Here is a 26,029-nt window from a genome sequence, read left to right as displayed (position 1 = left end):
TCCGCTCCTCCGACGCGGCGGTGGTGGAGAACGTTCAGGCGCGGTGGGACTCCTGGAAAGTGCGGCGGTAGGCCTGCGGGGAGACGCCGATCGCCGCGTGCAGGTGCTGGCGCAGGGAGGCGCCGGTGGCGAAGCCGACCTGGCCCGCGATGCGGTCCACCGAGAGGTCGCTGGCCTCCAGCAGATGGCGGGCCCGGTCGACGCGCTGCTGGATCAGCCAGCGGCCGGGGCTGAGGCCCACCTCGTCGTTGAAGCGGCGGGCGAAGGTGCGCAGGCTCATCCGGGCGTGGGTGGCGAGATCACCCAGGGTCAGCGGTTCGCCGAGGCGTTCCAGGGCCCAGGCGCGCGTGGCGGCCGTACTGGTCGCGCCCGGCTCGGGAACGGGCTGCTGGATGTACTGGGCCTGGCCGCCCTCGCGGAACGGCGGGACGACGCAGCTGCGGGCGACGAGGTTGGCCAGTTCACTGCCGTGGTCCTTGCGCACCAGGTGCAAACAGACATCGATGCCGGAGGCGGCGCCGGCGGAGGTGAGGATGCGGCCGTCCTCGACGAAGAGCACATCGGGGTCGAGGTCGATGTGCGGGTAGGCGCGCCGGAAGTACTCGGCCAGATGCCAGTGGGTGGTGGCCTTGTGGCCGTCGAGGAGTCCGGCCGCGGCGAGGACGAAGGCACCGGTGCAGATGGAGACGATGCGGGCCTCGGGGCGGATCAGCGCGAGGGCGGCGGTGACCTCGTCCGGGAGCCGCTGGGTGATGTGCGTGGGGTCGATCGCCGCGACGACCACGATGTCGGCGGTGGCCAGCACCTCGGCGCCGTGCTCCACGCCGACGGTGAAGTCGGCGTTGGTGCGCACCGGCCGCCCGTCGACGGTGCAGGTCAGCACCTCGTATCGGCCGGATCCGCCGAGGATGCGGGCGGGCATGCCCAGCTCGAAGGGGTAGACGCCATCGAGGGCCAGGACGACCACGCGTTCCTTGTGCATGGCACGATCCTATCGAAGCTTGGCAATCGTGCCATTTCCCGGAGTGCGTCTCCCGGGCAGGCTGGTCGACCATGAGCACTGTGAACACGATGCGAGCCATCAGCCAGGACGTCCTCGGCGGCCCCGAGGTCCTGAAGGTAGTGGAGCTGGAGCGGCCCGCGCCGCGCCCCAACGAGATCCTGGTCCGGGTGAGGGCGGCCGGGGTGAACCCGACCGACTGGAAGCACCGGACCCTCGGCGGTTTCCTCGGGCAGCCGCCGTTCGTCCTCGGTTGGGACGTCTCCGGCGTGGTGGAGGCGGTCGGCATCGGCGTCGCCCGCTTCCGGCCGGGCGACGAGGTCTTCGGCATGCTGCCCTACCCGTTCGGTCATGGCTCGCACGCCGAGTACGTCACCGGCCCGGCGCGCGCCTTCGCCCTGAAGCCCGCCGTGATCGACCACACCCAGGCGGGGGCGCTGCCGCTGGTCTCGCTCACCGCGTGGCAGGCGCTGGTCGAGACGGCCGACCTCCAGCCGGGGCAGCGGGTGCTGATCCACGCGGCGGCCGGCGGGGTCGGGCATGTGGCCGTGCAGATCGCCAAGGCGCGCGGCGCCCATGTGATCGGCACGGCGAGCGAGGGCAAGCACGACGTCCTGCGGAAGCTGGGCGCGGACGAGCTGATCGACTACCGGTCGACCGACTTCGCCGGGGCCGTGCGGGACGTCGATGTCGTCCTGGACACGATCGGCGACGACTACAGCCTGCGCTCGCTGCGGGTGCTGCGGCGGGGCGGGCTGCTGGTGTCGATCCTGCCGGTGGGCTCGGCGGAGCTGTACGAGGAGGCGGAGCGGCTCGGCGTGCGGGCGGTGCGGATGCTGGTCGACGCCTCGCACTCCGGGATGAAGGCCATCGCCGGCCTGGTCGACAAGGGCGCGCTGCGCGCCACGATCGCCGGGACCTTCCCGCTGGCCGAGGCCGCCGAGGCGCACCGGATCGGCGATCTCGGCCGGACCACCGGGAAGCTGGTGCTGCTGGGCGAGTGACATGGCCCGGAACACCGGCGCGGGCATGACGGCCGATGGCCTCCGTTGCGCCAACATGCGTACGCCGGCGCGCAATTCAAAGACATATGTCAATCGAACATGCTCAAATTCCGTCCAGCGAGGGTAACTTGCAGTGCGGGGACCGGTTTCGCTCTCAGCGGGCGACCGGCAGCCCCGCCACTCAAGGAGCAGGTCGGAGGCGATGTCGTCGTGCAGCAGGAACCTGCGCCGCTCACCCGCCACTTGCGTGTCCGCCAGGACCGGGGCCACACCGTCCTGGAGTTCCACGGCGAGATCGACATCGCTGCCGCCGTCGAACTCCTGCCCTGGCTGGACCGGGTGACGGCACACCCGCACCCGCGGATCGTGATCGACCTCAGGCCGGTGGAGTTCTTCGACTGCTCCGGCCTGCGGCTGCTGTACCGGGTGCGCGGCCGGGTCCTCGACCAGGACGGAGAGCTCCATCTGGTCTGCGCCCATCCGCTCACCCTGCGCATGCTGCGGGTGACCGGACTGGCGAAGCTGCTGCCCCCGCATCCGAGCCTGGACGCGGCCCTGGGCCAGCCCGAGGCCAGGTCCGGCTCGGTGTGAACAGCTCCTCGGCCGGGGCTACTTCACGATCCTCGTGACCTGCCCCGCGCCGACCGTCCGCCCGCCCTCCCGGATCGCGAACTTCAGCCCCTCCTCCATCGCGATCGGCTGGATCAGCTGGACGGTCATGGTGGTGTTGTCGCCGGGCATGACCATCTCGGTGCCCTTGGGCAGGGTCACCACACCGGTGACGTCGGTGGTGCGGAAGTAGAACTGGGGGCGGTAGTTGTCGAAGAACGGGGTGTGCCGGCCGCCCTCGTCCTTGGACAGGATGTACGCCCGCGCCTCGAACTCCTTGTGCGGGGTGACCGATCCGGGCTTGATGACGACCTGCCCGCGCTCCACGTCCTCCCGTTTGACCCCGCGCAGCAGCAATCCGACGTTCTCCCCGGCCCGGCCCTCGTCGAGCAGCTTGCGGAACATCTCGACGCCGGTGACGGTCGTCTTCGTCTTCTGCTCGTGGATGCCGATGATCTCGACCTCGCTGTGGACGTGCAGGACGCCGCGCTCGATCCGGCCGGTGACCACGGTGCCCCGGCCGGTGATGGTGAACACGTCCTCGATCGGCATCAGGAACGGCTTGTCCACGTCCCGCTGGGGTTCCGGCACCGCCGAGTCCACCGCGTCGAGCAGGTCCAGCACCGACCGCGTCCACTGCTCGTCGCCCTCCAGGGCCTTGAGCGCGGAGACCTGCACCACCGGCACGTCGTCGCCCGGGAACTCGTACTCGGTGAGCAGCTCCCGCACCTCCAGCTCGACCAGTTCCAGGATCTCCTCGTCGTCGACCATGTCGGTCTTGTTGAGCGCGACGACGATGTACGGCACGCCCACCTGGCGGGCGAGCAGCACATGTTCCTTGGTCTGCGGCATGGGCCCGTCGGTCGCCGCGACGACGAGGATCGCGCCGTCCATCTGGGCCGCGCCGGTGATCATGTTCTTGATGTAGTCGGCGTGGCCGGGGCAGTCGACGTGGGCGTAGTGCCGGTGTTCCGTCTGGTACTCGACGTGGGCGATGGAGATGGTGATCCCGCGCTGCCGCTCCTCGGGCGCCTTGTCGATCTGGTCGAACGGCGTGTAGGGGTTGAGGTCGGGGAAGCGGTCGTGCAGCACCTTGGTGATGGCCGCGGTGAGGGTGGTCTTGCCGTGGTCGATATGACCGATGGTGCCGATGTTCACGTGCGGCTTGGTCCGTTGGAACTTCGCCTTCGCCACTGCGGGGCCTCCTCGTCACGTGAGTGCGGCCGGGCCGTACCCGGCTACCTCCTGTCTATTCGCTCCTCGGCGCGTCGAACAGGGCGCTGACGGACTCACCGTTGTGAATGCGGCGCACGGCCTCGGCGAGCTGCGGGGCGACCGTGAGCACCCGCAGCTTGTCGGTCCGCTCCGCCTCGGGCACCGGCACGGTGTTGGTGCACACGATCTCCAGGACGTCCGGCTGCTCGCCGATCCGCTTCAGGGCGCCGGAGGTGAACAGGCCGTGCGTACAGGCGACCCGGATCGAGCGCGGCCCCAACTCCCGCAGCCGGTCGAGCAGTTCCAGGACCGTGCTGCCCTTGGCGATCTCGTCGTCCAGCACGATGACATCGCGGTCGGCGACCTCGCCGATGACGGAGTTGATGCTGACCCGGTCGTCCGCGAACCGCTGCTTGGCACCGGCGGCCACCTGCGCGCCGAGCATCCGGGCGAAGGCGGCGGCCTCTTTGGCGTTGCCGAGGTCGGGCGAGACGACGGTGGTGCGGGACAGGTCGTAGCGGCGGAAGTGGGTGGCCAGTTCGCGCAGGGCGTGCAGATGGTCGACCGGGACCGAGAAGAAGCCGTGCACCTGGGGCGAGTGCAGGGTCATGGCGAGCACCCGGCTCGCGCCCGCCGCCACCATGAGGTCGGCGACCAGGCGCCCGCCGAGGGAGATGCGGGGCTGGTCCTTCTTGTCGGAGCGGGCGTAGGAGTAGTGCGGCATGACGACGGTGATCCGCCCGGCGGAGGCCCCGCGGGCCGCGTCGCACATCAGCAGCAGTTCGACGAGGTGTTCCTGGACCGGGGCGACCAGCGGCTGGACGAGGAAGACGTCCCGCTCCCGGCAGTTGGCCTGAAGCTGCACCTCCAGACAGTCGTTGGCGAACCGGCTGACCCGGGTGGGGCTGAGCGGCACGCCCAGATGCGCGCAGACCTCCGCGGCCAGTTCGGGGTGGGCACTACCGCTGAACACGGCGATGTCTCGCTCTCGCACGGATCCGCTCCTCGCATGATCATTCCGGCTGCCGGGCTCATGCTACTGAGCGAATCCGCCTCACCACGACACCGTCGGTCGGCGCGGGCCAGGCCTGATCCACGAGGGAAAGCGCTCACCCCAATGCGCCCCCTGCGCCTCCGTCAGCGGCACCAATCGGCCAACCTCCCTGTCTCACAGGGGCTTTGGGGGGCATTCGAACAGTAGGAAGGAGGGCCGTCGCCATGACGACTCCCATCAAGCGCCTCTCCAGGCGCGTCCCCGGCTGGGCGAAGGCCGTGAGCGCCGTCGTACTGGTGCTCGCCGTACTGTTCGCGGGAATCGGACTGACTGTACTGCCGGGCCTGAAGGACCTGTTCGGCACGGAGACCCACGACCGCTCGGGCCCCGCGCTGCTCACGTCCATCCAGGACATCAGCCGCTACGACGCCGCCTCCGGCAACTTCCAGGTCGTGGTGGACCTGGAGAAGGACGCCAGGTACCTGCCGGACGCGATCCGCGGCACCCGCACGCTGTACGTCGGGGCGGGCACCGTGGACGCCTACGTCGACCTCGGCAAGGTCGGCGAGGACGACGTACGGGTCGACAAGGACCGTACGTCCGCCACGCTGCGGCTGCCGCACGCGGCACTCGGGGAGCCCGCGCTCGACCCGGACCGCTCCTACGCCGTCTCCAAGCAGCGCGGACTGCTCGACCGGATCGGCGATCTGTTCTCGGACAACCCCAACAGTGAGCAGGCGGTGCAGAAGCTGGCCGCCCGGCACATCGGTGCGGCCGCACGGGAGAGCGCGCTGACCGAGCGGGCCGAGGGCAACACCACCGACATGCTCAAGGGCCTGCTGCACTCGCTCGGCTTCGAGGAGGTGAAGGTCAGCTACGGGACCGCCTGATGCGGCATCCTCGGCTGCTCGGTGGGTAACCGCCTTATAACGAAGGGAAGTTGAAGACTGGAGGACTGTATGGCCCGTGCAGCCGCACGCCCCCGTACCGCGGTGCGCCGTCCACGCGCCCGCAAGTCCGCGTCGGCGGCCGAGCCCCCGAAGGCGGGCAAGCCCACGAAAGCGGCCGAGCCCGCGAAGGCGTCCCGGTCCGTCCGCCCGCTCCGGGTGCTGGCCCAGCTCCTGGCGATGGTGTGCGCGTTCACGCTGCTGGTGGCGTTCGCGGTCGTCCTGGCCAGGCTGACCCTGCAGCCCTCGCCCGCCTCGGAGGCCCTGACGCACACCAATCTGCGTCCGGGCCGGTCGCTGCGGGCGTATCTGGACCAGCCCGAACTGCGGGACGCCGTCAAGCAGATCGGCGGGAACCTGCTGCTGGGCATCCCCTTCGGGGTGCTCGTGCCCGCCCTCGCCCCGGGCGCGCGCGGAGTGCTGCGGGTACTGCTGCTGACCGCGACCGTGATGCTGCTGGTGGAGTGCGCGCAGGGAGCGCTGGTCACCGGGCGCGCCTTCGACATCGACGACGTCATCCTCAACACCACGGGGGCGCTCTTGGGATATCTGCTGCTGGGGCGGCGCCTGGGGCGGGCGATGCACACGCGCTAGCGTCAGCGGCGCCCCGGGACCCGGCGATCCGCCGCGCTGTGGCCGAGCCAGTCGGCCACCGCGGCGGAGATCGGCTGCCCCGTCTCCAGTTCGACGAAGCCGAACTGGCCGCCCTGGTTGCACTCCAGGAACCACCAGACGCCGTCCTCGTCCTCGGCGAAGTCGAAGGCGGCGTACGCCAGCGAGGCGAGGGCGACGTAGTCGCGCACGGCGGCGGCGATACGTCCGGGCACGGCGACCGGCTCCCAAGGGTGCCCGGTGTCGCCGTAGCGGCCGTCCACCTGGCCCGGCTCGGCCGCCTTGCGTGCGCCGAAGAGCTGGGTACCGACGCAGGTCAGCCGGATGTCGGCGCGCTTGGGCACATACCGCTGGAGCAACGCGGGACCGGCCGCGACGGCGGAGAAGTCCGCGTCGGGGCCGATCAGCGTCGTGGGCAGGGCCACTCCGGGTTCTCCGGGCGGCGGCCCCGAGGCGGACTTCACCACCACGTCCTTGTGTTCCTCGGTGAACTCCCGCGCCAGGCGCGGCGAGGTGGTGAACACGGTCGGCGGTACGGCGAAGCCGCTGAGGTGGGCGACCCGCAACTGCCAGGGCTTCAGCCGGGCCCGGTCCGCGTCGCGCGGGTGGTTCATCCACCGCGCGGGAGCGGAGTAGAGCATGCCGAACAGCGCCTGCCGGGTCTCGGCGGTCAGCCACGGCGAGGCCTGGGCCGCGTGGGCCGCCGGCTCTCCGGGCCTGCGCATCCATACGGAGCGCAGGCCGCCCATGCTGAGCACATGCCCGTTCACCGAGAGGTGGCCGGCGAAGTCGCCGTGCGCGTAGTCGGCGGACAGCACGGCCTTGCCGGGCAGGTCAGCGGGGTTCAGGCGCATGACGGGGGTGCCCGTCGTGTGCAGCCTGGTCACCACCATGTCGGCGGTGACGTCCTCCTCGGACGTGAGGATCAGAACGGTCATGCGGGGACGGATCCTCAGTCGTCGAAGTGCGTCTGGGAACCCGCGGTGGACGTGGTCGTACCGGCCGCGAGAAGGAGTTCCCGGTCCATGACGGCCGGGCGGCCGTCGGGCAGCACGTTCAACTGCTGTGCGGGATCGAAGCTGTACGGCGTCACCGTGGTCGTAGGCCCGTTGGGACAGGCGTAGTTGAGGGTGAACGGTCGCACTCGAAAAACCTCCAAAGGTCGCGCAATACCTGCGTACGGTCCTTTACGCGCGAATTGCGTAAGGAATTCATCACTTTCGGCTACATGGGAGTGAAGGTCGTCACATCGCCTGCATCATCTGCATCGAATATGCCGGGAGTCGCCATCAGCCCCACACATCTCCAACGGATGGCGGCCCGCAGGTGTCACATGGTCACGAGAACGACCATGGCCGTCACGCTCCGGAGCGGGGCTCAGCGCGTCACCATCACAAGGATGGCCGTGGAGCCGACCGTCACGATGAGCGCCCGCAGGACGGCGGGGCTCAGCCGGCGGCCCACCCGGGCGCCGACCGGGCCGCCGATGGCGGAACCTGTCGCGAGCAGGGCCACGGCCGTCCAGTCGAAGTCTGCGGCGACCAGGAAGAACAGCGCGGCGACCGAGTTGACGACGGCGACGAGCACGTTCTTGACGGCGTTGAGGCGTTGCAGTTCGTCGTCGAGGGACAGGCCCATCACGGCGACGTAGATGATGCCCTGGGCGGCGGAGAAGTAGCCGCCGTAGACGCTCGCCGTGGTCAGTCCGGCCAGTAGGAGCGGACCGCCGTCGGGGCGGGCCGGGCCGCCCGCACGGGCGCGGTGCCGTTGCAGCCGTCCGCGGATCAGCGGCTGGGCGGCGACCAGGACGAGCGCGATGCCCACCAGGACCGGGACCACCGTCTCGAACACCTCGGCGGGCAGGGCCAGCAGCAGCGAGGCGCCGACCAGCGCGCCGCAGGCGGCACCCGCGCTCCACAGGGCAACCCGCCGCCCCCGGCCGCGGAGTTCCCGGCGGTATCCGAGGGCTCCGCCGATCGAGCCGGGGATCAGGCCGAGCGCATTGGAGACGGTGGCGGTGACGGGCGGCAGTCCGGTCGCGAGCAGGACCGGGAAGGAGATCAGGGTCCCGGAGCCGACGACGGCGTTGACGGCGCCGGCGGCGAGACCCGCGCCCAGAACGGCGAGCATCTCCGCGAGGTGTGCGGGGTTCATGGCGGGGAGCATAGGAAGCCGACGCTTCGGCCAAGACCGAAGGGTGCCGGGACCGCCCGACTCCTGGTCCGTACCAAGGTATTGACGCCCCCTTAGATCACGCCTTAAATCAAGAGCCGACACCTTCACCCCCCACCTCGGTCGGTGCCCGCACCCCACGCGGTGCCGACGGAAGGGAGAGTCGTGCCCTCTTCCCGCAGACTCCGCTCCTGGCTGCTGGCCGCCCTGTCGGCCGCCCTGGTCGCCTCAGCCGCCGTGGGCCCCGCGCGGGCCGACGGCGAGGCGGACGCCGCGATCAACGCGGTGACGTTCTCGGACACCTTCGACGGGGCCGCCGGGTCGGCGGTCGACTCCTCGAAGTGGCAGATCGAGACCGGCGACAACGTCAACAACCACGAGCGGCAGTACTACACCGCGGGCAACCGCAACGCCGCCCTCGACGGCCAGGGCCATCTGGTCATCACGGCCCGGCGCGAGAACCCGGCCAACTACCAGTGCTGGTACGGGACCTGCCAGTACACCTCGGCCCGGCTGAACACCGCGGGGAAGTTCACCGCGCAGTACGGACACATCGAGGCGCGGATGAAGGTCCCGCGCGGGCAGGGCATGTGGCCGGCGTTCTGGATGCTCGGCACCCCGGTCAACTGGCCGGACTCGGGCGAGATCGACATCATGGAGAACGTCGGTTTCGAGCCATCGACCGTGCACGGCACTCTCCACGGTCCCGGCTACTCCGGCTCGGGCGGCATCGGCGCCGGCTACACCCTCCCGAACGGCCAGGCCTTCGCGGACGCCTTCCACACCTTCGCCGTGGACTGGGCCCCGGACTCGATCACCTGGTCCGTGGACGGCAACGTCTACCAGCGGCGCACGCCCGCCGACCTCGGCGGCCGGCAGTGGGTCTTCAACAAGCCGTTCTTCCTGATCCTGAACCTCGCGGTCGGCGGCTACTGGCCCGGCGACCCGGACGGCTCCACCGTCTTCCCGCAGCAGCTGGTGGTGGACCATGTCTCGGTGACCACGGCCGACTCCCCCACCGGGGGCGCCCCGATCAGGGGCCTGGCCGGAAAGTGCGTGGACGTCGCCGGGGCGAACCCGGCCAACGGGACCCCCGTGCAGCTCTACGACTGCAACGGCACGGGCGCCCAGCGCTGGACGGTGGGCTCGGACGGCACGATCCGTGCGCTCGGCAAGTGTCTGGACGTGACCGGGAACGGCACCGCGAACGGCTCCACCGTCCAGCTGTGGGACTGCACCGGCGGACCCAACCAGCGCTGGACCGTCACCGCGGCGCGCGACATCGTCAGTCCCCAGGCGGACAAGTGCCTGGACGTGACCGGCAACACCTCGGCCAACGGCACCCGCTTGCAGATCTGGTCCTGCACGGGCGGCGCCAACCAGAAGTGGACGGTCGGCTGATCCCCGGGACCTGTCCTAGTAGCGACGGGTCCAGGTGAACTTGTCCCCGCCCACCCAGCGCACCACATCGGGATCGTCCAGGTCATGGACGGTGATGCCGAACGCAGCGGCGGCGGACAGGACGTCGATGACGGCTGTCGCCTCACCGACCACAATGCCGTCGATCTCCACGATCCGGAACGGAGGCGTACCCGGCTGGACCCCGAGCACCATGATCCGTGGATGGGAGATGTACGGGCTCGCGATTTCGGTCATGCAATGAGCGTAAAGCGGATCCGGCAATTCCGAACCCGGCAGGTCGCACACCCCGTTTCCGTGGGCAACCCTGGAGACCGGAGGTGGCGATGGAACCCGTGGAGGCACTGGAGCGGATCGCCTTCCTGCTGGAGCGGTCCCTGGCGCCGACCTACCGGGTACGGGCCTTTCGCACCGCCGCCCGGACGCTCGCGGCGCTGCCGGAGGCGGAGCTGCGCGAGCGGGCGGCGGCCGGGACGCTGGAGTCACTGAAGGGGGTCGGCCCGAAGACGGCGCAGGTGGCGCGCGAGGCACTGGCCGGACAGGTGCCGGACTACCTGGAGCGGCTCCAGACCGAGGCGCCACCCGCACCGGACCGCGGTGCCGGGCTGCGGGCGCTGCTGCGCGGGGACTGCCATCTGCACTCGGACTGGTCGGACGGCGGCAGCCCGATCGAGGAGATGGGCAGTACGGCGGCGGCGCTGGGCCACGAGTGGGCGGTACTGACCGACCACTCGCCGCGGCTGACGGTGGCCCGCGGCCTGTCGGCGGAGCGGCTGCGCGAGCAACTGGAGGTGGTGGCGGCGCTCAACGAGACCTGGGCGCCGTTCCGCCTGCTGACCGGAATCGAGTGCGACATCCTGGACGACGGCTCGCTCGACCAGGAGCCGGAGCTGCTGGAGCGGCTCGATGTGGTCGTGGTCTCCGTGCACTCCAAGCTGCGGATGGACGCCCGCGCCATGACCCGGCGCATGGTGGCCGCCGTACGCGATCCGCACTCCGATGTGCTGGGGCACTGCACCGGGCGGCTGAGGGGCGAGCGGGGGCGGCCCGAGTCGCGGTTCGACGCCGAGGAGGTGTTCGCCGCGTGCGCGGAGACCGGCACGGCGGTGGAGATCAACAGCCGGCCCGAGCGGCTGGACCCACCGCGCCGGCTGCTGCGCCGGGCGGTCGCGGCCGGGGCGCTGTTCTCCGTCGACACCGACGCGCACGCGCCCGGCCAGCTGGACTGGCAGGTCCTCGGCTGTGCGCGGGCGGAGGAGTGCGGGGTGGAGCCGGACCGGGTGGTGACCACGTGGACGCGTCAGGAGCTGCTGGCGTGGACCGGGGAGCGGCGGCTGCCGTCCCGGGTGAACACCCCGTGACGCAGATCACGCCATAACGCGACAGAACGTGGAACACCGAGGGGTGGTTGCCCGTTGAACGATGCGTGGGTACGGATGGGGACAGTGTCCCCGGGCCTCACCTTTTGCCCACAGGGACGATCGTTCGGCTGAAGCCCTGTGGAGCCTTTCGCCGAGAGGCGACCGCCCATCCGTACCCACGCTCGAGCCGCCCCGACCGTGATTCCCCCGTCGCGGTCGGGGCTTCCCTTTCCCCGGGGCGGTGCGGGACGTCAGCGCGGCGTACGGTCCTCCAGCGCCGCTCGCCACGCGGGCTGCGGTCCCTCGGCAGCCGGTTCGGCCCGCCGTCGGCCGCCGCGGGCGAAGAAGTCCGCGAGCGGAAGGATGGCCGCCCCGACGGTCACCGCGTCCGGCCCGAGCCCGCCCAGGTCGATCGTGACCCGCTCCGCGGGGTGCCGCAGCGCGTACCCGGCCGCGTGCCGCCGTACGTCGGGCAGCAGGGCCGCGCCGAGCCTCAGCCCCGCCCATCCCCCGATCAGGATGCGCTCGGGCCGGAAGAGGTTGATCAGGTCGGACAGGCCCGCGCCGATGTACTCGGCCGTCTCCTCCAGCAGGCCCCGGGCCACCGCGTCGTCCGCGGCCGCGGCCACCAGCGCCGCCAGCGCGCTCTCCTGGTCGGCACCCCGCGGCGGCTGTCCGCCCGCCTCCCGCCAGCGTTCGAGGAGGGCCTCGGCCCCGGCGTACGCCTCCAGGCACCCCGGCGCACCGCACCGGCAGCGGCGCCCCGCGACCCGTACCGTCAGATGCCCGGCCTCGACGGCCCGGCCCTCCTCCGCCTCCGGGGTGACGACGCACGCGCCGACGCCGGAGCCGAACAGCACCACGATCGCGCTGCGGGCGCCGCGCCCCGCCCCGAACCACATCTCCGCCTGGCCGAGCGTGCGCGCGCCGTTGTCGATGAAGTACGGGACGGAGGCGGGCAGTTCGCAGCGCTCCCGGAGCAGTGACTCCAGCTCGACCGCGTCCCAGCCGACCGTCTGCCCGTGCACCACGGCCCCGTGCTCGGCGGAGTGCTCGACTATGCCGGGCACCCCGATGCCGACACCGAGCAGCAGGTCCGGGGCGAGGTCGGCGGCGCCCAGCACCTCGGCCACGGCGTCCCGGATGTGCCCCACGACGACCTCGACGTCGTACCCCTCGGGCCCCAGCGCCCGTTCCGAGCGCGCGAGTTCGGTCAGGGCGAGGTCGAAGAGCTCGACGCGGACCCGGGTCTCGCCGACGTCCACGCCGATCATGTGCCCGCTGCCCGGCGCCACCTTGAGCAGCGTGCGCGGCCTGCCGCCGTCGGAGTCGACGTTGCCCGCCTCCTCCAGCACCCCGTCCGCGAGCAGGTCGGCGACGACGTTGCTGATCGAGCCGGAGCTCAGTCCGGTGGCCGGGCCCAGTTCGAAGCGGCTGAGCGGGCCGTCGAAATAGAGGCGTCGCAGGACGGCCGCGCGGTTGTCCCGCCTGAGATCGCGCACCGTGCGCCTGTTCCGCCCCACCATCTGCTCCCCCTATCGACACGCAGTCCGACCTGGAACATACCTGCTCAGCGGCTGAGCTCGGCCACCTCGTCCAGTGCGGCGACCAGCTCCGGCCCGACCGCTTCCCGCGTCCACCTGAGGCGCCCCTCGTCGACGGCGCGCGGCACCGTCTCGGTGAGCATGATCAGGTAGAGGTAGGCACGGTACAGGGCGAGCCGGAGCCGGGTGGGCCGGTCGAACTCCACCCGTCCTCCAGCCTCCCGGTAACCGGCGAGGAAAGCCGTGTCCTTCCCGATGTCCCCGAGCAGCGCCAGGGAGACGAAGTCGGCGACCGGATCGCCCCAGAACATGCGCTCGCCGTCGATCAGCCCGCCGATGCGGGCCACGCCGGTGGAGCGGTCCACCAGGATGTTGCCCGGCCACAGATCGAAGTGGACCGCGCTCGGGACGGTGACCTCGTCCAGCGCGGGACAGCCCGCCCGCAGCGTGCGGGCCGTCTCCTCGACGGGGCGGGGCAGCCACGGCCGGTACCGGCGGGCGTCGTCGAGGACGGCGTCGAGGAGTGCCGAGAACGCGGTCCGCCAGTCGGCGGCGAGCGGTCCGAGGGCGCCCGACGGATAGCCGAAGCCGGGCCCGCCGACGGTGTGCAGCCGGGCCACCTGGCGGCCCAGCTCGGCGCGCAGCTCCTGCTGTTCGGCTGCCGTGAGCGAGTCGTCCCATGCCTCACCGGGGCAGGCCGTCATCAGCAGTTCCCGCGCGGTGGCGGCCACCACCCGGGGCGCCGCGACCCCGGCGGTGGCCGCCGCCCGGTAGAACTCCGCCTCGGCGACCAGCAGCTCCCGCTCGTGCCGCAGTCCCGGCAGATCCTCGGCGGGCGGCACCTTCAGCACGTACCGGCTGCCGTCGCCCAGGAGGAGTTCCTCCACGGTGTTGTAGGTGCCGCCGGTCAGCGCGCGGACGTGCGTCAGGTCGTCGGGCGGCAGGCCCGCCACGTCCAGGATCCGCCGGGCCCGCCCCCAGGAGTCCGCCACCACACCCCGCACCTCGAAATCCATTAGCCCCTCCAGGAACATGGCGCTTACTCTTAGCCAGAAACCTAGTAACCCTAGGTTCACAGTTCACTCGACAGCACGTCTGCCCCAGGAGGCCCCGATGAGAGCACTCACCGAGCCGGAGATCCGCACCTCGTTCGTCAACTGCTCCAAGGGTGAGGCCAAGCGGCTGTACGTGCCCCGGGATCTCGGCCAACTCCCCTGGGACGACCTGGACTTCCTGGGCTGGCGAGATCCGGGGGCGCCGGACCGCAGTGGTCTGGTCACCGAGCGGGACGGGCGGCTGGTCGGGGTCACCCTCCGGTTCCCGTCCGCGCGGCGCGGGTTCCTGCACCGCAGCATGTGCTCGCTGTGCCTGACGACCCACCGGGGCGGCGGGGTCTCCCTGATGACCGCGCGCAAGGCGGGCCCGGCGGGCCGCGAGGGCAACTCGGTCGGCCTGTACATGTGCACCGACCTCGCCTGCTCCCTCTATGTCCGGGGCAGGAGGGTGCCGGACTCGGGCGCCCGTATGGAGGAGAGCCTGACGGTGGAGGAGCAGATCGCGCGGACGGAGGGCAATCTGAGCGCCTTCGTGGACAAGCTGTACGCCTGAGCCCTCGGGGGCGCCGGTCAGGAGGACGGGCGCCGGGGTGCCGAGGATGATGGGAACAGGGTCGGGGCGCTCTCCCGCCTCCTGCCGGGTGGCGCCCTCCCGCCTCTTGCCAGGCGACCCCCATTCGATCAATCTTGGCTTCCTTGCGGACAAGTGCGGTCCGCAAGAGAGGGGACCAGCCCAGGAATGCGAGTCGTACGGCAGTTGCGGGTCGACCGGGAGCGGCTGATGAGGCTGCGCCGGGACCCCGTGGTCGTCCAGACCCTGAGGTCGACAGCCGCCGCGACGGTCGCCTACGTCATCGCGCTGCACCTGAGCCCCGAGAAGGCCCCGCTCACCGCTCCCCTGACGGCGCTGCTGGTCGTCCAGGTCACCCTCTTCGCGACGCTCACCAACGGTGTGCGCCGGGTGAACTCCGTGGTGGCCGGGGTGCTGGTCGCCATCGCCTTCAGTCTGCTGGTGGGGCTGACCTGGTGGAGCCTGGCGCTGGTCATCCTGGCCTCGCTGGCCGTGGGTCATCTGGTCCGGGTGGACGAGTACGTCCCCGAGGTGGCGATCAGCGCGATGCTGGTGCTCGGGGTGACGACCGTCGGGGACACCGCGTGGGCGCGGGTGCTGGAGACGCTGATCGGCGCGATCGTCGGGCTCGGCTGCAATCTGCTGCTCGCGCCGCCGGTGTGGGTGGGCGAGGCGGGCGAGTCCATCGAGGGACTGGCCCGCCGGGTGCGGCAGTTGATGCTGAGCATGGGCGAGGAGGCGGCGGGCCGCACCCCGGTGGAGCGGGCGGCCGCCCGGCTGCACGAGGCCCGCCGGCTCGACCACGACATCGTCGAGGTGGACGCGGCCCTGCGGCAGGCCGAGGACAGCCTGCGGCTCAATCCGCGGGTGCGTGAGGGCCTGCTGCACCGGGTGGTGCTCAGGACCGGCCTTGACACCCTGGAGATCTGTACGGTCGTCCTGCGGGTGATCGCCCGCACCCTCACCGACCTGGCCAAGGAACGCGACCCCGAGCCACTGTTCACGCCGCAGATCGGCGCCGCGGTGGAACAGCTGCTGTCCGAGATCGCCGACGCGCTGGTGAGCTTCGCGGTGCTGGTCACCTCCCATGTCAGCGAGAACGCCGAGTCCGCGGAGGAGCGGCTCACCCACGAGTTGCGCCAGGCCGCCGCGACCCGGGACAAGCTCGCCCAGCTGCTGCTGGAGGAGGTCCAGCGCGACGCCCGCCAGTGGCAGCTGCACGGCGCGGTGCTGACCGAGGTCAACCGCATCCTCGACGAGCTGGACACCGAGCACCGCTCGCGCCGGCTGCTGGAGGAGCTCGACCGGGTCTCCAGCGAACAGCGCGAGCGGATGCCCCGGCTGACGCGGTTCCAGGAGAGCGTGCGGTCGGGCCGGAACCGGCTCGCCGCTGTCCGTCGCTCCAAGTGACGTGGTCGGCTGAAGGGGCGTCTCGGTTGCACCGGCCGGGTGATCCACGCGAGGGTGGCTGTCGCGACGGCGGACGACCTGAGGGTGTGGACATGGGCAGTGGTGGCGTGAGCAGGCGCCGGTTCTTCGGCGCGCTCGCGGGAACCGCCGCCGCGGTGGCGCTCCCGGCCTGCGAGGAGCAGCCTGCACCGGCCGCACAGCCCGAGCGGAAGCGGCAGCGGACACCGGCGCCCGAGGCCGCACCGGGTCCGCGCGCGCTGTATCTCGGCACGTACACCTCGGCGGACGGCGGCGGCCAGGGCGTCGGGGTCGCCTCGTACGACGTCGGGACGGGCCGGATCACGGGCGTGGGCACCATCGGGGACATCCCGGACCCGTCGTATCTCGCGGTCCACCCGGACGGGCGCACGCTGTACGCGGTGAACGAGCGCGAGGACGGTGCCGTGACCGCGGTCCGGCTGTCCGACCGCAAGGTCCTGGGCAGCCGCGGCAGCGGCGGGTCGGCGCCGTGTCATCTGTCGGTGCATCCGGGCGGGCGCTGGCTGTTCAGCGCCAACTACGGCACCGGCAGTGTGGCCGTGCACCCGATCGAGTCCTCCGGCGCACTCGGCGAGCGCACCGACCTGGTCACGCACTCCCGTCCGGCGCCGGGCCCGGACCAGGACGGCCCGCACGCCCACCAGATCCTCACCAGCCCCGACGGCGGCCATGTCCTCGCCGTCGACCTGGGCACGGACACGGTGTACACCTACCACCTCGACGAGACGAAGGGCACGCTCGCCGAGGTCTCCCGCGCGCGAACCCGCCCAGGCGCGGGGCCACGCCATCTGACCTTCCACCCCGGCGGTCGGTACGCCTATCTCGCCAACGAGGTCGACAACACCGTCGCGGTCTGCGCCTACGACCCCGGCAGCGGCCGGGTCACGGTCGGCGAGGCGCAGTCCACGGGCACCAGCTACCCGGCGCAGCTCGTCGTGACGCCGGACGGCCGGTACGCCTTTCTCGCCAACCGGGGCCACAACAGCCTGTCCCGGTACGCGGTGGAGGCGGACGGGGCCCGGCTCCGACTGCTCGGCACCGTGCCGGTGGGCGGGGACTTCCCGCGCCAGCTCGCCCTCTCCCCGGACGGCGGGCTGCTCTTCGCGGCGAACCAGCGGTCGAGCACCGTCAGCGTCTTCCGTATCGACCAGGACAGCGGTGAACCACGGCTCACGGGCGAGCCGTTCGCCTCACCCGTCGCCGTCTGCGCGCTGCCGCTGTAGCGGCCGGGGCCGCGGGCACGCGGCCGCGCTCGCCTGCCCGAGCAGGACATGCATGCGCTCAGTCAGCTGCGCGACGTCGTCGGCCGGACGGTGGAAGGGCAGTCGTACGTCGCCGTGGGCGCGGGCGCGCTCGATGCGCAGGGTCAGTCCGTGCCGGTCGACGGCGAGCGGCTGGACGCGGACCACGCCGTGCAGGCTGTCGGGCTCGACGAGCCGGGTGAGCCGCTCGACCGCGTCCGGATGGCAGTCGGCGAGATGGGTCAGCAGCCGGGCCTCGGCCGTGACCAGCGGGTCGGGCCGGGCTTCGGCGAAGTCGTCGAGGTCGACGACGACGGCACCGCCGGGTCGGCGGAGCACGACGCGCGTGGCCCGGAAGGCGAGCTGCCCCTCCTCCGCGGCGAACCAGCCGGCCAGCCAGAGCCGGGCCCGGATACGGTTGCGGACGGGCACGGGCGCGACGTCGGCGAACTCCAGCACGGCGGACGGCTCTCCGCGCGGGGCGCAGATCGCGGCGGTGACCAGGGTGCTGTCCTCGGGCACCTGGAGCAGCACCCGGCCGTCCTCGGTCACGGAGTGCGTGCCGACGAACTCCTCCCGGCTGCCCTCCGCGGTCACCGCGCAGGACCATGCGGTGGCGAGCATCGACCGGGCGTGCTCCGCCGCGGCAGGTGTGGCCGTCCAGCTCTGGCTGTCACCCATTTCCCGAACCTCCTTAGGTAAGCCTTGCCTAACCTATCGAAGATCGAGGCGCACGCCAACCACGCCACGCGATCGCGCGCGGAGTCACCGGCCGACTTGAGCCGTCCTCAGGGCGCGATGACACCCAGCAGGGCGCGGGCGCACAGGTCCCGCACCTGGTCCCGGGTCAGCTCCTCCGAGCCCCTCAGCCACTCCAGACAGACGGCCGTGGTGAACGCCAGCCAGCCCCGCACGGCGAGCGGGACATCGGGCCGCGCCCGGAAGACCGGGCCGAACTCCGGATCCTCGGCCATCGCCGCGAGAATCTGCCTCTCCTGGGCGGCGATGGCCCGCCGGTACACCTTGCGGACGGCCTGGTCGCCGGAGGCCTCGGCGCGATGGAAGGCACGGAAGCCGTGGGCGTGCTCCTCGACGTACGCCAGGTAGGTGTCGAGGTTCGCGGTGAGCTGTTCGCGCACCGGGACGCCGGGGACCGCGGCCGTCATCCGCAGCATGCGGGCGCTCTCCCGGTCCACCACGGCGGCGAAGAAGTCCCGCTTGGTCGGGAAGTAGTGATACAGCAGCCCGCGCGAGACACCGGCGATCTCGGCCACCTGCTCGATCCACACCTCGTCGTACGGGCTCTCCGAGAACAGCCGTGCCCCGACGGCCAGAAGCTGCTCCCTGCGCTCCTCGGTACTGAGCCGACGCCGGGTCCGCTCACCCTGGTTGGCACTCATGTCGGCACCTTACTTGACGTCGGTTCAACTACCGGACCAGACTGAGGCCACGCTATTGAACTGACGTACAACACGCGCTGTTGCCTTCTCAAGGTGCCGCAGGATCAAGGGAGATCGCGTCATGGCGGAGCCGACGAACGGGTCCGAGCTGCCGTCCGCACTGCCGTCCGCGCTCCCCAAGGGGTTCCGCAGTGCCGAGCAGGGCTGGCCCGAGCTGCACCGCATACCGCACCCGCCCCGGCGGGTCCCGCTGCTCGGCGATGTGCTGGGCGCGAGCCGGACCAGACCGCTCCAGGACTCCGTGCGCCATGCCCGCCGACTGGGGCCGATCTTCCGGCGCAAGGCGTTCAACAAGGAGTTCGTGTTCGTCTGGGGCGGGGCGCTCAGCGCCGATCTCGCGGACGAGACACGGTTCGCCAAGCATGTGGGCCTGGGCATCGCCAATCTGCGGCCGGTCGTCGGGGACGCGCTGTTCACGGCGTACAACCACGAGCCCAACTGGCAGCTCGCGCACGACGTCCTGGCGCCCGGGTTCAGCCGGGAGGCCATGGAGGGCTACCACGCGATGATGCTGGACGTGGCCGGGCGGCTCACCGGCCACTGGGACCGGGCGGCCCTGGCCGGACGGACGGTGGACGTGCCCGGCGACATGACCAAGCTGACCCTGGAGACCATCGCGCGCACCGGGTTCGGGCACGACTTCGGCTCCTTCGAGCGGTCCCGGCCGCATCCCTTCGTCACCGCGATGGTGGGCACGCTCGCCCACGCGCAGCGGCTGAACACGGTGCCCGCGGCGTTCCTGCTGCGCGCGTCCGCGCGGCGCAACGAGGCGGACATCGCCTATCTCAACCGCACGGTCGACGACCTGGTCCGGGAGCGCCGCCGGGGCTCGGGCGGCGAGGGCGACCTGCTGGACCGGATGCTGCGGACGGCCCACCCGGAGACCGGGGAGCGGCTGTCGCCCGAGAACGTGCGCCGCCAGGTCATCACCTTCCTGGTAGCAGGGCACGAGACGACGTCCGGCGCGCTGTCCTTCGCCCTGTACTACCTCGCCCGGCACCCGGACGTCGCCGCCCGCGCCCGGGCCGAGGTGGACCGGGTCTGGGGCGACGCGGAACTGCCCGGCTACGACCAGGTGGCCAAGCTGCGCTACGTGCGCCGGGTGCTGGACGAGTCGCTGCGGCTGTGGCCGACCGCGCCCGCCTTCGCCCGGGAGGCCCGCGAGGACACGGTGCTGGCCGGGGACCACCCGATGCGGCGGGGCGCCTGGGCGCTGGTGCTCACCCCGATGCTCCACCGCGACCCCGAGGTCTGGGGCGCGGACGCCGAGCGGTTCGACCCCGACCGGTTCGACCCGAAAGCGGTACGGTCACGCGCCCCGCACACCTTCAAGCCCTTCGGCACCGGGGCGCGCGCCTGCATCGGCCGCCAGTTCGCCCTGCACGAGGCCACGTTGGTCCTCGGCCTCCTCCTGCGCCGCTACGCCCTCCGCCCGGACCCCGACTACCGCCTGCGCGTGACGGAACGCCTGACCCTGATGCCGGACGGACTGCGCCTCGGCGTGGACCGCCGCACCGGAGCGGTCAGCGGCGACCTCCGCACGGCCACCGCCCCCTCCTGATCAGGCGGACGCCCAATGAGCCGGCCGCGTCAGTGACCCCGGCAGCCTGGTGGCCGCGTTGCCCCGGGCCGCGTTCAGCTGGGGCCGGGTGAGGAAGAGGACGTCGGTCAGGTCGGCATCGGCCAGGTCGGTGTCCCGCAGGTCCGCGCCGAGGAGATCGGCGCCCCGCAGATCCGCGCCGGTCAGGTCGGCGGCGATGAGGTAGGCGCCGCGCAGGCTGACGCCCCGCAGGTCGGTGCCCTTCAGCCGGGCGCCCATCAGGTCGGCGCCGCGCCGGTCCTTCCTACGGCCGCGCAGGCCCGCCCGGGTCAGCTCGCTGGCCCGCTGCAGCAGCGCGCCCACCTCCTGGCGGTGCGGACCCACCTCCAGCCGGGCCAGCTCCTCGGGGGTGCCCGCGGCCAGTTCCTCGGTCCGGTCCATCAGCCGCCGCAGATCGGCGTGGACCGGCCGGGCGGCGGGCAAGGTCAGGGCCTCGTCGAGATACCAGAGCAGCTCATGCAGCTGGCGCACGACCGGGAACACCTCGAACATGCGCCGCGCCTCGTCCGCGGGCCCGCTCCGCCAGTCCCGCCCGCCGAAGGTGACCTGCGAGACCCGCTGCCCGGCGCCGAAGCAGTCGTAGACCGTGCACCCGGTGAAGCCCTTCTGCCGCAGCCGTGCGTGGATGCCGCAGCGGTGGTCGTCCTGGAGGTTGCGGCAGGGCGTCCCGGCCCGCTTGTCGACCGGGAAGTCGGCGGAGGCGGTGAAGGGCAGGGCGACACAGCACAGCCCGAAGCAGTTCGCGCAGTCGCCGCGCAGGCCGGCCGGGTCCAGGGAGAGGTCTCGCATACCGACCAGCCTACGGGCGCCCCGCGCTTCCTCATCCGTCCAGGTCAGGCAGGTCCAGACGGGCCAGCCGGGCTGGGTCGGCCAGGATGTACATGCCGGTGATCCGGCCGTCGGCGATGGTGAGCCCGGTGATCGACATCAGCTTGCCGTCGGGCGCGTTGAGCATGCCCAGCTCGCCGTTGATCAGCACGAACCGCGCATGCCGCGCCAACTCCCGGAACAGCATGGCCTGTTCGGCCACCGGCCGCGCCCCGCGCACCTGCTTCGACGCCGCCGCGCCGCCGACCAGCGGACCGGAGTCGGCCCGCAGCACGATCCCGGGGTCGAGCAGTTCCAGCAGGGCGTCGAAGTCCCCGGCCCGGCAGGCCGCCATGAACGCGTCGAGGACCTTGCGCTGCCGCCCGAGGTCGGGCTCGGTCGACGGGGCGGCGCCCTTGACCCGTCGCCGCGCGCGGCTGGCGAGCTGGCGGGTCGCGGCGGGGCTGCGCTCCACGATCAGCGCGATGTCGTCGAAGGGCACGGCGAACATGTCGTGCAGCACGAACGCCAGCCGCTCGGCGGGTTCCAGGATCTCCAGCACCACCAGCAGGGCGAGCCCGACCTCATCGGCCCGGAGCACCTCCTGCTCGGGGTCTACCCGCGACAGCGGCCGGATCACGGGGTCCGGGACGAAGGTGTCGTCGAGGGGGTCCTCGCGGCGTGTGGCGCGCGAGCGCAGCAGGTCCAGGCAGACGCGCCCCACCACCGTGGTCAGCCAGCCGCCGAGGTTGCGGATCTCCTCGGCGTCGCCGCGGCTCAGCCTCAGCCAGGTCTCCTGGACGGCGTCCTCCGCCTCGGCGAGCGAGCCGAGCATGCGGTAGGCGACCGCGTTCAGATGATCGCGGTGCTCCTCGAACCGCGCGGCGAGTATCGGTCCCGCGCCGGTCACCGCCCGAACACCTCGAACGCCACCGCGGGCCGCCCGCCGAACCGCTCCCCCGTCGCCGTGGTGTTCCCGGTCAGGAAGTCGCGCGCGTACGTCTCCGGGTCCTCCGTCGTCAACGCCTCGATGTAGGTGCGGTGTTCGAGCAGCGAGCGCACCGCCCGCTCCAGACCGGCCGTGGCGTCCACGGCGTGCGTGGGCCGGTTCGATCCGGCGATGGCGACCCAGCGGACGCCGTTCCAGGGCTCAAGGCCCTGCTCGGTCAACTCGGGGAAGATCCACCGGTTCCCGGCGTCGGCGGCCGCGTCCAGGGTGGCGCGTCCCACCGCCACATGGTCGGGGGTGTTCCAGGCGACCCCGCCCCAGGTGTCCCGGTGGTTGAGGGTGATCACCAGCTCGGGCCGGTGCCGCCGGATCGCCGCCGCGATGTCCCGGCGCAGGGCCGTGCCGTACTCGATCACACCGTCCCTGTGGTCGAGGAACTCCACCACCGACACCCCGACCACCGCGGCGCTGGCCCGCTGTTCCCGCTCCCGCAGCGCGGCGCACCGCTCGGGCTCCAGGGTGTCGATGCCGGCCTCGCCCCGGGTGGCCAGCACATAGGCGATCTCCCGGCCCTGGTCGGTCCACGCGGCGACGGCCGCCGAGCAGCCGTACTCCAGATCGTCCGGGTGGGCCACCACGGCGAGGGCGCGCCGCCAGTCCTCGGGCATGGGTCGCAGCTGCGTGATCAACGGATCGGTCATGTCGGCAGATTAGCCCCGGCCGCGTCCCGATCGCCCACGCCGTGGCCGTAGTTGTCGCCGATGCCCACCCGTGGCCCAGGGTGTGCGGCGATACTGGTGGCCGGCGCCGGAGCCGGGGGGAGCCATGGCGGGGTCGGGACGTCGGGGCAGTTCACGCGGTGAGCTGATACGGCAGCGCGCGCAGGCGCAGTTCGTCGGCCGCCGGGCGCAGCTCGCGCTGTTCGCGGAGAACCTGGAGAAGGACCCGGCGGCGGACGACGATCCGGCGGAGTTCCTCTTCCATGTGCGCGGGCTCGGCGGGGTGGGCAAGTCGACGCTGCTGCGCCAGTGGCAGGAGACGGCCCGCCGGGCGGGCGCGGTGACCGCGACGGTCGACGAGACCGACGTGCACGGCGTCGCGCAGGCGCTGCTGGAACTCTGCCGCCAACTGGCCGAACAGACCGGTCCGCTCAAGGACTTCGACCGGGCGGCGGAGCAGTACCGGCGGGAGCAGGAGGCGGCCACGGGGCCGCTGGTCGCGGACGGCCCGCCCGCGGCGGACGCCCCGGCCTCGGTGTCGAGCCGCCTACTGACCCAGGCCACGCTCGGAGCGGCGTCGCTGATGGGTGCCGGCGCGGTGACGGCGATGGCGAACCCGGACGCCGCGGCGCAGGGTCTGGACCGGTTGCGGGCGGGCGCGCGGGGGCGGGGACGCCGAGGGCGTACGGGGGACGCGGCCGATCTGAGTCAGGCGTTCGTGGCGGAGCTGGGCAAGCTGTGCGAGCGGCAGCCCTGGGTGGTGCTGTTCTTCGACACCTGGGAACTGACGGGCCGCTCTCTCGACGAGTGGCTCCGCGATCTGCTGGGGGACGTGTTCGGACCGCTGCCGCAGAACGTCATGGTGGTGATGGCCGGGCGGGACGAACTCGCCGAGCGGGACTGGGCGCTGCTGCGGGCGCAGGTGGCGGAGGTGCCGTTGGAGGTGTTCACCGAGGCGGAGACCCGGGCGCTGCTCGCCGCGCGGGGAGTGACGGAGCCGGAAGTGGTGGACGCGGTCATCCAGCTGTCAATGGGGTTGCCGCTGCTCGTGCAGCTCCTGGCGCGCGCCCGGCCGGAGAACGCGGAGCACCTCGCCGACGGTGACGTGGTGGACCGCGCGGTCGAGCGGTTCGTGCAGTGGGTCGAGGATCCGCGGCAACGCGAGACGATCCTGGCCTGCGCCCTCGTACCGCGCCTGAACGAGGACGTGTTCGCCGCCGCCGTACCGGAGGAGGCGGGGGATCTGTGGGAATGGCTGTGCCGGCAGCCGTTCGTCAGCGGGCGGGGCGACTTCAAGCAGTACCACGCGGTGGTGCGGGCGAGCATCGTGCGGCAACGGCGTATCCGCTCCCCGCAGAGCTGGACCACGGCGCACCTCCGGCTCGCCGAGACACACGCGGGGTGGCGGGCGGAGGCGGAGCGGGAGCTGCCCGAGGCGGATCGCTGGGGCGACACCGCATGGCGTCGCCATCTCATGGACGAGACCTTTCACCTCTTGTGCGCACGGCCCGGCACCCAGCTGACGGCGGCGCTGGAATGCGTCGCCCGGTCCGCGGCGCAGGGAACCGCGGTGGTGCGGCAGTGGATCGACGCCCTGGCACAGGCCGCCGACGACACCGGTGATCGCACGCTCCTCGCCTGGGCCGAGCGCCTCCAGGACACGGTCTCCGGCGACGAGCCGGAAGTCGCGCCGCTCACCGCGCTGCTGGCCTACGGCCCACTGGGCGCCGCGGCGAGATCCAGAGCCCATGCCTATCGCGGCTGGTACCTCTACCACGCGGACCGGAGCGAGGAAGCCATGGCGGACCTGAACCGTGCCGTCGCTCTGGATCCGGACAACTCCCGCGCCCATGCCTACCGCGGAGACGCCCACCTCCAGGTGGGCCACTACGAGGAGGCCATCACCGACCTCACCGCCGCACTCGAACTGGCTCCGGAGTACTCCTGGGCCCGGGCCCAGCGCGGGAGCGCCCACCGTCAGGCAGGCCACCTCGAACCGGCCGTCGCCGATTTCACCGCCGCACTCGACCGCCATCCCGATCGCGTCTACGTACTCAGCAGCAGAGGACAGACACACCGCCAGGCCGGCCGCTACGAGGAGGCCATCAGCGACCTCACCGCCGCACTCGACATCCGGCCCGAGTACGCCTGGGGCCTTGCCCAGCGGGGAGAGACACACCGCGAGGCGGGCCGACACGACGAGGCCGTCGCCGACCTCACCGCCGCCCTCGGCCACGACCCCGACTTCGCGTGGGCCCTCACCGCACGCGGGACGGCGCTCCGCCAGGCGGGGCGCGGCGACGAGGCCATGGCCGACCAGAACGCGGCCCTCCGCCTCGCCCCCGACAGTGCCTGGGCGCTCGCGGAGCGCGGAGAGCTGCACCGCGAGGCGGGCCGTCACGACGAGGCCGTCGCCGACCTGACGGCGGCGCTCGAACTCAGTCCCCGCTATGCCTGGGCGCTCGGATCCCGCGGTCAGGCCCACAAAGGGGCGGGCCGCTTCGACGAAGCCGTCGTCGACCTCACGGCCGCGCTCGACCACGACGTGACGCTCGACTGGGCCCGGGCCACCCTCGCCGACATCCATCACCGGGCAGGCCGCTCACGGGAAACGCTCGACGTCATCGCCACGATCATGGAACGCCAGCCCGCGTCTCCCGCGCCGGTGGCGGTACGTGGCTTCGTGCACAGGATGCACGGCCGTTACGCACAAGCCGTGGCCGACTACCAGAGCGCCCTCGACCACCCGGACGACTCCGTCCGCGCGTGGGTCCTGCGGGACCGGGGCGAGTGCCACCGGCAGACAGGCCGCCTGGCAGAGGCCGTGGAGGACTTCACCGCCCGCCTGAACCTCGTTCCGGACGACGTCTGGTGCCGAAAGCTGCGCGGCGTCGCCTATCGACAGGCCGGCCGCTTCGCCGAGGCCCGCGAGGACCTGGAGCATGCCCTCGCGGCCGACCCCGACTCCCCCGACGTCGTCTTCGAGAACGTCATGCTGGACACGGTGACGTCCGGGCCCGCGGAGTGCCGGGAACAGTGGACCGAACTGCTCACGGCACCGGAGGCGGCACCGGCCAGCACCTCCGTCCGCTACTTCGCCCTCTTCCGCGTCCTCGTCCTCGAACCGCACCGCAACGTCACCGAGGCCGCCGAGGCGTTCCTCGCGACCGTCATCCACCACGACGCCGTCATCGACGTGCTGCGCTGTCTCGACGAACTGTCCCGCCTGGACGACCCGCTCGCCCTCCGCGCCCGGGCGTGCCGTCGCGTCATCGCGGAGCGCACCCGGGCCGGAGACTGA

25 protein-coding genes are annotated in these 26,029 nt (G+C 72.1%); 11 read left to right on the top strand and 14 right to left on the bottom strand.

Annotation, left to right across the window (positions count from 1 at the left end):
• Positions 1–34 precede the first annotated feature (34 nt).
• Positions 35–982, bottom strand: a complete 948-nt coding sequence (locus tag STRCI_RS36740; protein WP_269663313.1) for a GlxA family transcriptional regulator — start codon at positions 980–982, stop codon at positions 35–37.
• Between the two features lie 71 nt (positions 983–1,053).
• Here STRCI_RS36740 and STRCI_RS36735 point away from each other — a divergent pair, with 71 nt between their 5' ends.
• Entirely contained in the window at positions 1,054–2,004 is a 951-nt protein-coding gene (locus tag STRCI_RS36735) for an NADP-dependent oxidoreductase (protein ID WP_269663312.1), read from the top strand.
• 210 nt (positions 2,005–2,214) lie between these two features.
• A complete protein-coding gene (locus STRCI_RS36730; RefSeq protein WP_269663311.1) occupies positions 2,215–2,595 on the top strand; it encodes an anti-sigma factor antagonist in 381 nt (126 codons plus the stop codon).
• 18 nt (positions 2,596–2,613) lie between these two features.
• Here STRCI_RS36730 and tuf read toward each other — a convergent pair whose 3' ends face one another.
• Positions 2,614–3,807, bottom strand: a complete 1,194-nt coding sequence (gene tuf, locus STRCI_RS36725) for an elongation factor Tu (protein WP_269663310.1) — start codon at positions 3,805–3,807, stop codon at positions 2,614–2,616.
• A 55-nt stretch (positions 3,808–3,862) separates the two neighbouring features.
• On the bottom strand, positions 3,863–4,822 hold the full coding sequence (locus tag STRCI_RS36720) for a ribose-phosphate diphosphokinase (RefSeq protein WP_269663309.1): 960 nt from the start codon (positions 4,820–4,822) through the stop codon (positions 3,863–3,865).
• Between the two features lie 224 nt (positions 4,823–5,046).
• Here STRCI_RS36720 and STRCI_RS36715 point away from each other — a divergent pair, with 224 nt between their 5' ends.
• A complete protein-coding gene (locus STRCI_RS36715) occupies positions 5,047–5,712 on the top strand; it encodes a DUF4230 domain-containing protein (RefSeq protein ID WP_269663308.1) in 666 nt (221 codons plus the stop codon).
• 69 nt (positions 5,713–5,781) lie between these two features.
• The gene (locus tag STRCI_RS36710; protein ID WP_269663307.1) at positions 5,782–6,363 is read left to right on the top strand and encodes a VanZ family protein; all 582 of its coding nucleotides are present in this window, start codon (positions 5,782–5,784) and stop codon (positions 6,361–6,363) included.
• A 2-nt stretch (positions 6,364–6,365) separates the two neighbouring features.
• Here the strand turns inward: STRCI_RS36710 and tgmB are convergent, their stop codons facing one another.
• The 3 genes from tgmB to STRCI_RS36695 all read right to left on the bottom strand — a co-directional run bounded on the left by tgmB (position 6,366) and on the right by STRCI_RS36695 (position 8,535).
• On the bottom strand, positions 6,366–7,319 hold the full coding sequence (gene tgmB / locus STRCI_RS36705) for an ATP-grasp ribosomal peptide maturase (RefSeq protein WP_269663306.1): 954 nt from the start codon (positions 7,317–7,319) through the stop codon (positions 6,366–6,368).
• Between the two features lie 14 nt (positions 7,320–7,333).
• Positions 7,334–7,525 carry a putative ATP-grasp-modified RiPP gene (gene tgmA / locus STRCI_RS36700; protein ID WP_269663305.1) on the bottom strand — a complete coding sequence of 64 codons (192 nt, stop codon included), beginning with the start codon at positions 7,523–7,525 and terminating at the stop codon, positions 7,334–7,336.
• Between the two features lie 233 nt (positions 7,526–7,758).
• Positions 7,759–8,535, bottom strand: a complete 777-nt coding sequence (locus STRCI_RS36695) for a sulfite exporter TauE/SafE family protein (RefSeq protein WP_269663304.1) — start codon at positions 8,533–8,535, stop codon at positions 7,759–7,761.
• 183 nt (positions 8,536–8,718) lie between these two features.
• Between STRCI_RS36695 and STRCI_RS36690 the strand changes: the two genes are divergently transcribed.
• Entirely contained in the window at positions 8,719–9,954 is a 1,236-nt protein-coding gene (locus STRCI_RS36690) for a lectin (protein ID WP_269663303.1), read from the top strand.
• 15 nt (positions 9,955–9,969) lie between these two features.
• Here STRCI_RS36690 and STRCI_RS36685 read toward each other — a convergent pair whose 3' ends face one another.
• Entirely contained in the window at positions 9,970–10,209 is a 240-nt protein-coding gene (locus STRCI_RS36685; RefSeq protein ID WP_269663302.1) for a hypothetical protein, read from the bottom strand.
• An 89-nt stretch (positions 10,210–10,298) separates the two neighbouring features.
• Here STRCI_RS36685 and STRCI_RS36680 point away from each other — a divergent pair, with 89 nt between their 5' ends.
• Positions 10,299–11,333 (top strand): PHP domain-containing protein, encoded by a 1,035-nt coding sequence (locus STRCI_RS36680; RefSeq protein WP_269664737.1) that lies wholly within the window; start codon positions 10,299–10,301, stop codon positions 11,331–11,333.
• 251 nt (positions 11,334–11,584) lie between these two features.
• On the opposite strand, the gene STRCI_RS36675 is transcribed toward STRCI_RS36680, so the two are convergent.
• Together STRCI_RS36675 and STRCI_RS36670 are read right to left on the bottom strand one after the other, a co-directional pair.
• Entirely contained in the window at positions 11,585–12,859 is a 1,275-nt protein-coding gene (locus tag STRCI_RS36675; protein ID WP_269663301.1) for an ROK family protein, read from the bottom strand.
• A gap of 44 nt (positions 12,860–12,903) precedes the next feature.
• Positions 12,904–13,893, bottom strand: a complete 990-nt coding sequence (locus tag STRCI_RS36670; RefSeq protein ID WP_269663300.1) for a phosphotransferase family protein — start codon at positions 13,891–13,893, stop codon at positions 12,904–12,906.
• 97 nt (positions 13,894–13,990) lie between these two features.
• On the opposite strand from STRCI_RS36670, the gene STRCI_RS36665 reads away from it, so the two are divergent.
• The 3 genes from STRCI_RS36665 (at position 13,991) to STRCI_RS36655 (ending at position 17,175) form a co-directional block, all read left to right on the top strand.
• On the top strand, positions 13,991–14,485 hold the full coding sequence (locus tag STRCI_RS36665; protein ID WP_269663299.1) for an FBP domain-containing protein: 495 nt from the start codon (positions 13,991–13,993) through the stop codon (positions 14,483–14,485).
• A gap of 186 nt (positions 14,486–14,671) precedes the next feature.
• Positions 14,672–15,913, top strand: coding sequence for an FUSC family protein (locus STRCI_RS36660; protein WP_269663298.1), 1,242 nt, complete (start codon positions 14,672–14,674; stop codon positions 15,911–15,913).
• A 92-nt stretch (positions 15,914–16,005) separates the two neighbouring features.
• The gene (locus STRCI_RS36655) at positions 16,006–17,175 is read left to right on the top strand and encodes a lactonase family protein (protein WP_269663297.1); all 1,170 of its coding nucleotides are present in this window, start codon (positions 16,006–16,008) and stop codon (positions 17,173–17,175) included.
• Here the strand turns inward: STRCI_RS36655 and STRCI_RS36650 are convergent.
• Both STRCI_RS36650 and STRCI_RS36645 read right to left on the bottom strand, forming a co-directional pair.
• On the bottom strand, positions 17,143–17,874 hold the full coding sequence (locus STRCI_RS36650; RefSeq protein WP_269663296.1) for a DUF2470 domain-containing protein: 732 nt from the start codon (positions 17,872–17,874) through the stop codon (positions 17,143–17,145). The two genes, STRCI_RS36655 and STRCI_RS36650, sit on opposite strands and share 33 nt — an antisense overlap.
• A 107-nt stretch (positions 17,875–17,981) precedes the next feature.
• Entirely contained in the window at positions 17,982–18,593 is a 612-nt protein-coding gene (locus tag STRCI_RS36645) for a TetR/AcrR family transcriptional regulator (protein ID WP_269663295.1), read from the bottom strand.
• Between the two features lie 121 nt (positions 18,594–18,714).
• Between STRCI_RS36645 and STRCI_RS36640 the strand changes: the two genes are divergently transcribed.
• Complete coding sequence (locus tag STRCI_RS36640; RefSeq protein ID WP_269663294.1) at positions 18,715–20,214, top strand: cytochrome P450; 1,500 nt, start codon at positions 18,715–18,717, stop codon at positions 20,212–20,214.
• Here the strand turns inward: STRCI_RS36640 and STRCI_RS36635 are convergent, their stop codons facing one another.
• From STRCI_RS36635 to STRCI_RS36625, 3 genes are read right to left on the bottom strand one after another with little or no spacing between them, the layout of a single operon-like run.
• Positions 20,215–21,042, bottom strand: coding sequence for a pentapeptide repeat-containing protein (locus STRCI_RS36635; protein ID WP_269663293.1), 828 nt, complete (start codon positions 21,040–21,042; stop codon positions 20,215–20,217).
• A 31-nt stretch (positions 21,043–21,073) separates the two neighbouring features.
• Positions 21,074–21,970, bottom strand: a complete 897-nt coding sequence (gene sigJ, locus STRCI_RS36630; protein WP_269663292.1) for an RNA polymerase sigma factor SigJ — start codon at positions 21,968–21,970, stop codon at positions 21,074–21,076.
• A complete protein-coding gene (locus STRCI_RS36625; protein WP_269663291.1) occupies positions 21,967–22,710 on the bottom strand; it encodes a PIG-L deacetylase family protein in 744 nt (247 codons plus the stop codon). The genes sigJ and STRCI_RS36625 overlap by 4 nt, the downstream gene beginning before the upstream one ends.
• Positions 22,711–22,834: 124 nt before the next feature.
• Between STRCI_RS36625 and STRCI_RS36620 the strand changes: the two genes are divergently transcribed.
• Positions 22,835–26,029 (top strand): ATP-binding protein, encoded by a 3,195-nt coding sequence (locus tag STRCI_RS36620; protein ID WP_269663290.1) that lies wholly within the window; start codon positions 22,835–22,837, stop codon positions 26,027–26,029.

The sequence above is a fragment of the Streptomyces cinnabarinus genome, assembly GCF_027270315.1.
Taxonomy (GTDB): domain Bacteria; phylum Actinomycetota; class Actinomycetes; order Streptomycetales; family Streptomycetaceae; genus Streptomyces; species Streptomyces cinnabarinus.
Note: the sequence above shows the minus strand (reverse complement) of the source record. Positions and strands in the feature narration are given on the sequence as shown.

Bases quoted from the DNA above. Each gene is read 5' to 3' on its own strand.
- STRCI_RS36670 (WP_269663300.1), bottom strand. From the start codon at position 13,893: ATGGATTTCGAGGTGCGGGGTGTGGTGGCGGACTCCTGGGGGCGGGCC.
- STRCI_RS36620 (WP_269663290.1), top strand. From the start codon at position 22,835: ATGGCGGGGTCGGGACGTCGGGGCAGTTCACGCGGTGAGCTGATACGG.
- STRCI_RS36710 (WP_269663307.1), top strand. From the start codon at position 5,782: ATGGCCCGTGCAGCCGCACGCCCCCGTACCGCGGTGCGCCGTCCACGC.
- STRCI_RS36695 (WP_269663304.1), bottom strand. From the start codon at position 8,535: ATGAACCCCGCACACCTCGCGGAGATGCTCGCCGTTCTGGGCGCGGGT.
- STRCI_RS36660 (WP_269663298.1), top strand. From the start codon at position 14,672: ATGCGAGTCGTACGGCAGTTGCGGGTCGACCGGGAGCGGCTGATGAGG.
- STRCI_RS36740 (WP_269663313.1), bottom strand. From the start codon at position 982: ATGCACAAGGAACGCGTGGTCGTCCTGGCCCTCGATGGCGTCTACCCC.
- STRCI_RS36685 (WP_269663302.1), bottom strand. From the start codon at position 10,209: ATGACCGAAATCGCGAGCCCGTACATCTCCCATCCACGGATCATGGTG.
- STRCI_RS36715 (WP_269663308.1), top strand. From the start codon at position 5,047: ATGACGACTCCCATCAAGCGCCTCTCCAGGCGCGTCCCCGGCTGGGCG.
- STRCI_RS36640 (WP_269663294.1), top strand. From the start codon at position 18,715: ATGGCGGAGCCGACGAACGGGTCCGAGCTGCCGTCCGCACTGCCGTCC.
- STRCI_RS36735 (WP_269663312.1), top strand. From the start codon at position 1,054: ATGAGCACTGTGAACACGATGCGAGCCATCAGCCAGGACGTCCTCGGC.
- STRCI_RS36680 (WP_269664737.1), top strand. From the start codon at position 10,299: ATGGAACCCGTGGAGGCACTGGAGCGGATCGCCTTCCTGCTGGAGCGG.
- STRCI_RS36645 (WP_269663295.1), bottom strand. From the start codon at position 18,593: ATGAGTGCCAACCAGGGTGAGCGGACCCGGCGTCGGCTCAGTACCGAG.
- STRCI_RS36625 (WP_269663291.1), bottom strand. From the start codon at position 22,710: ATGACCGATCCGTTGATCACGCAGCTGCGACCCATGCCCGAGGACTGG.
- STRCI_RS36675 (WP_269663301.1), bottom strand. From the start codon at position 12,859: ATGGTGGGGCGGAACAGGCGCACGGTGCGCGATCTCAGGCGGGACAAC.
- STRCI_RS36655 (WP_269663297.1), top strand. From the start codon at position 16,006: ATGGGCAGTGGTGGCGTGAGCAGGCGCCGGTTCTTCGGCGCGCTCGCG.
- STRCI_RS36650 (WP_269663296.1), bottom strand. From the start codon at position 17,874: ATGGGTGACAGCCAGAGCTGGACGGCCACACCTGCCGCGGCGGAGCAC.
- tgmB (WP_269663306.1), bottom strand. From the start codon at position 7,319: ATGACCGTTCTGATCCTCACGTCCGAGGAGGACGTCACCGCCGACATG.
- STRCI_RS36635 (WP_269663293.1), bottom strand. From the start codon at position 21,042: ATGCGAGACCTCTCCCTGGACCCGGCCGGCCTGCGCGGCGACTGCGCG.
- STRCI_RS36665 (WP_269663299.1), top strand. From the start codon at position 13,991: ATGAGAGCACTCACCGAGCCGGAGATCCGCACCTCGTTCGTCAACTGC.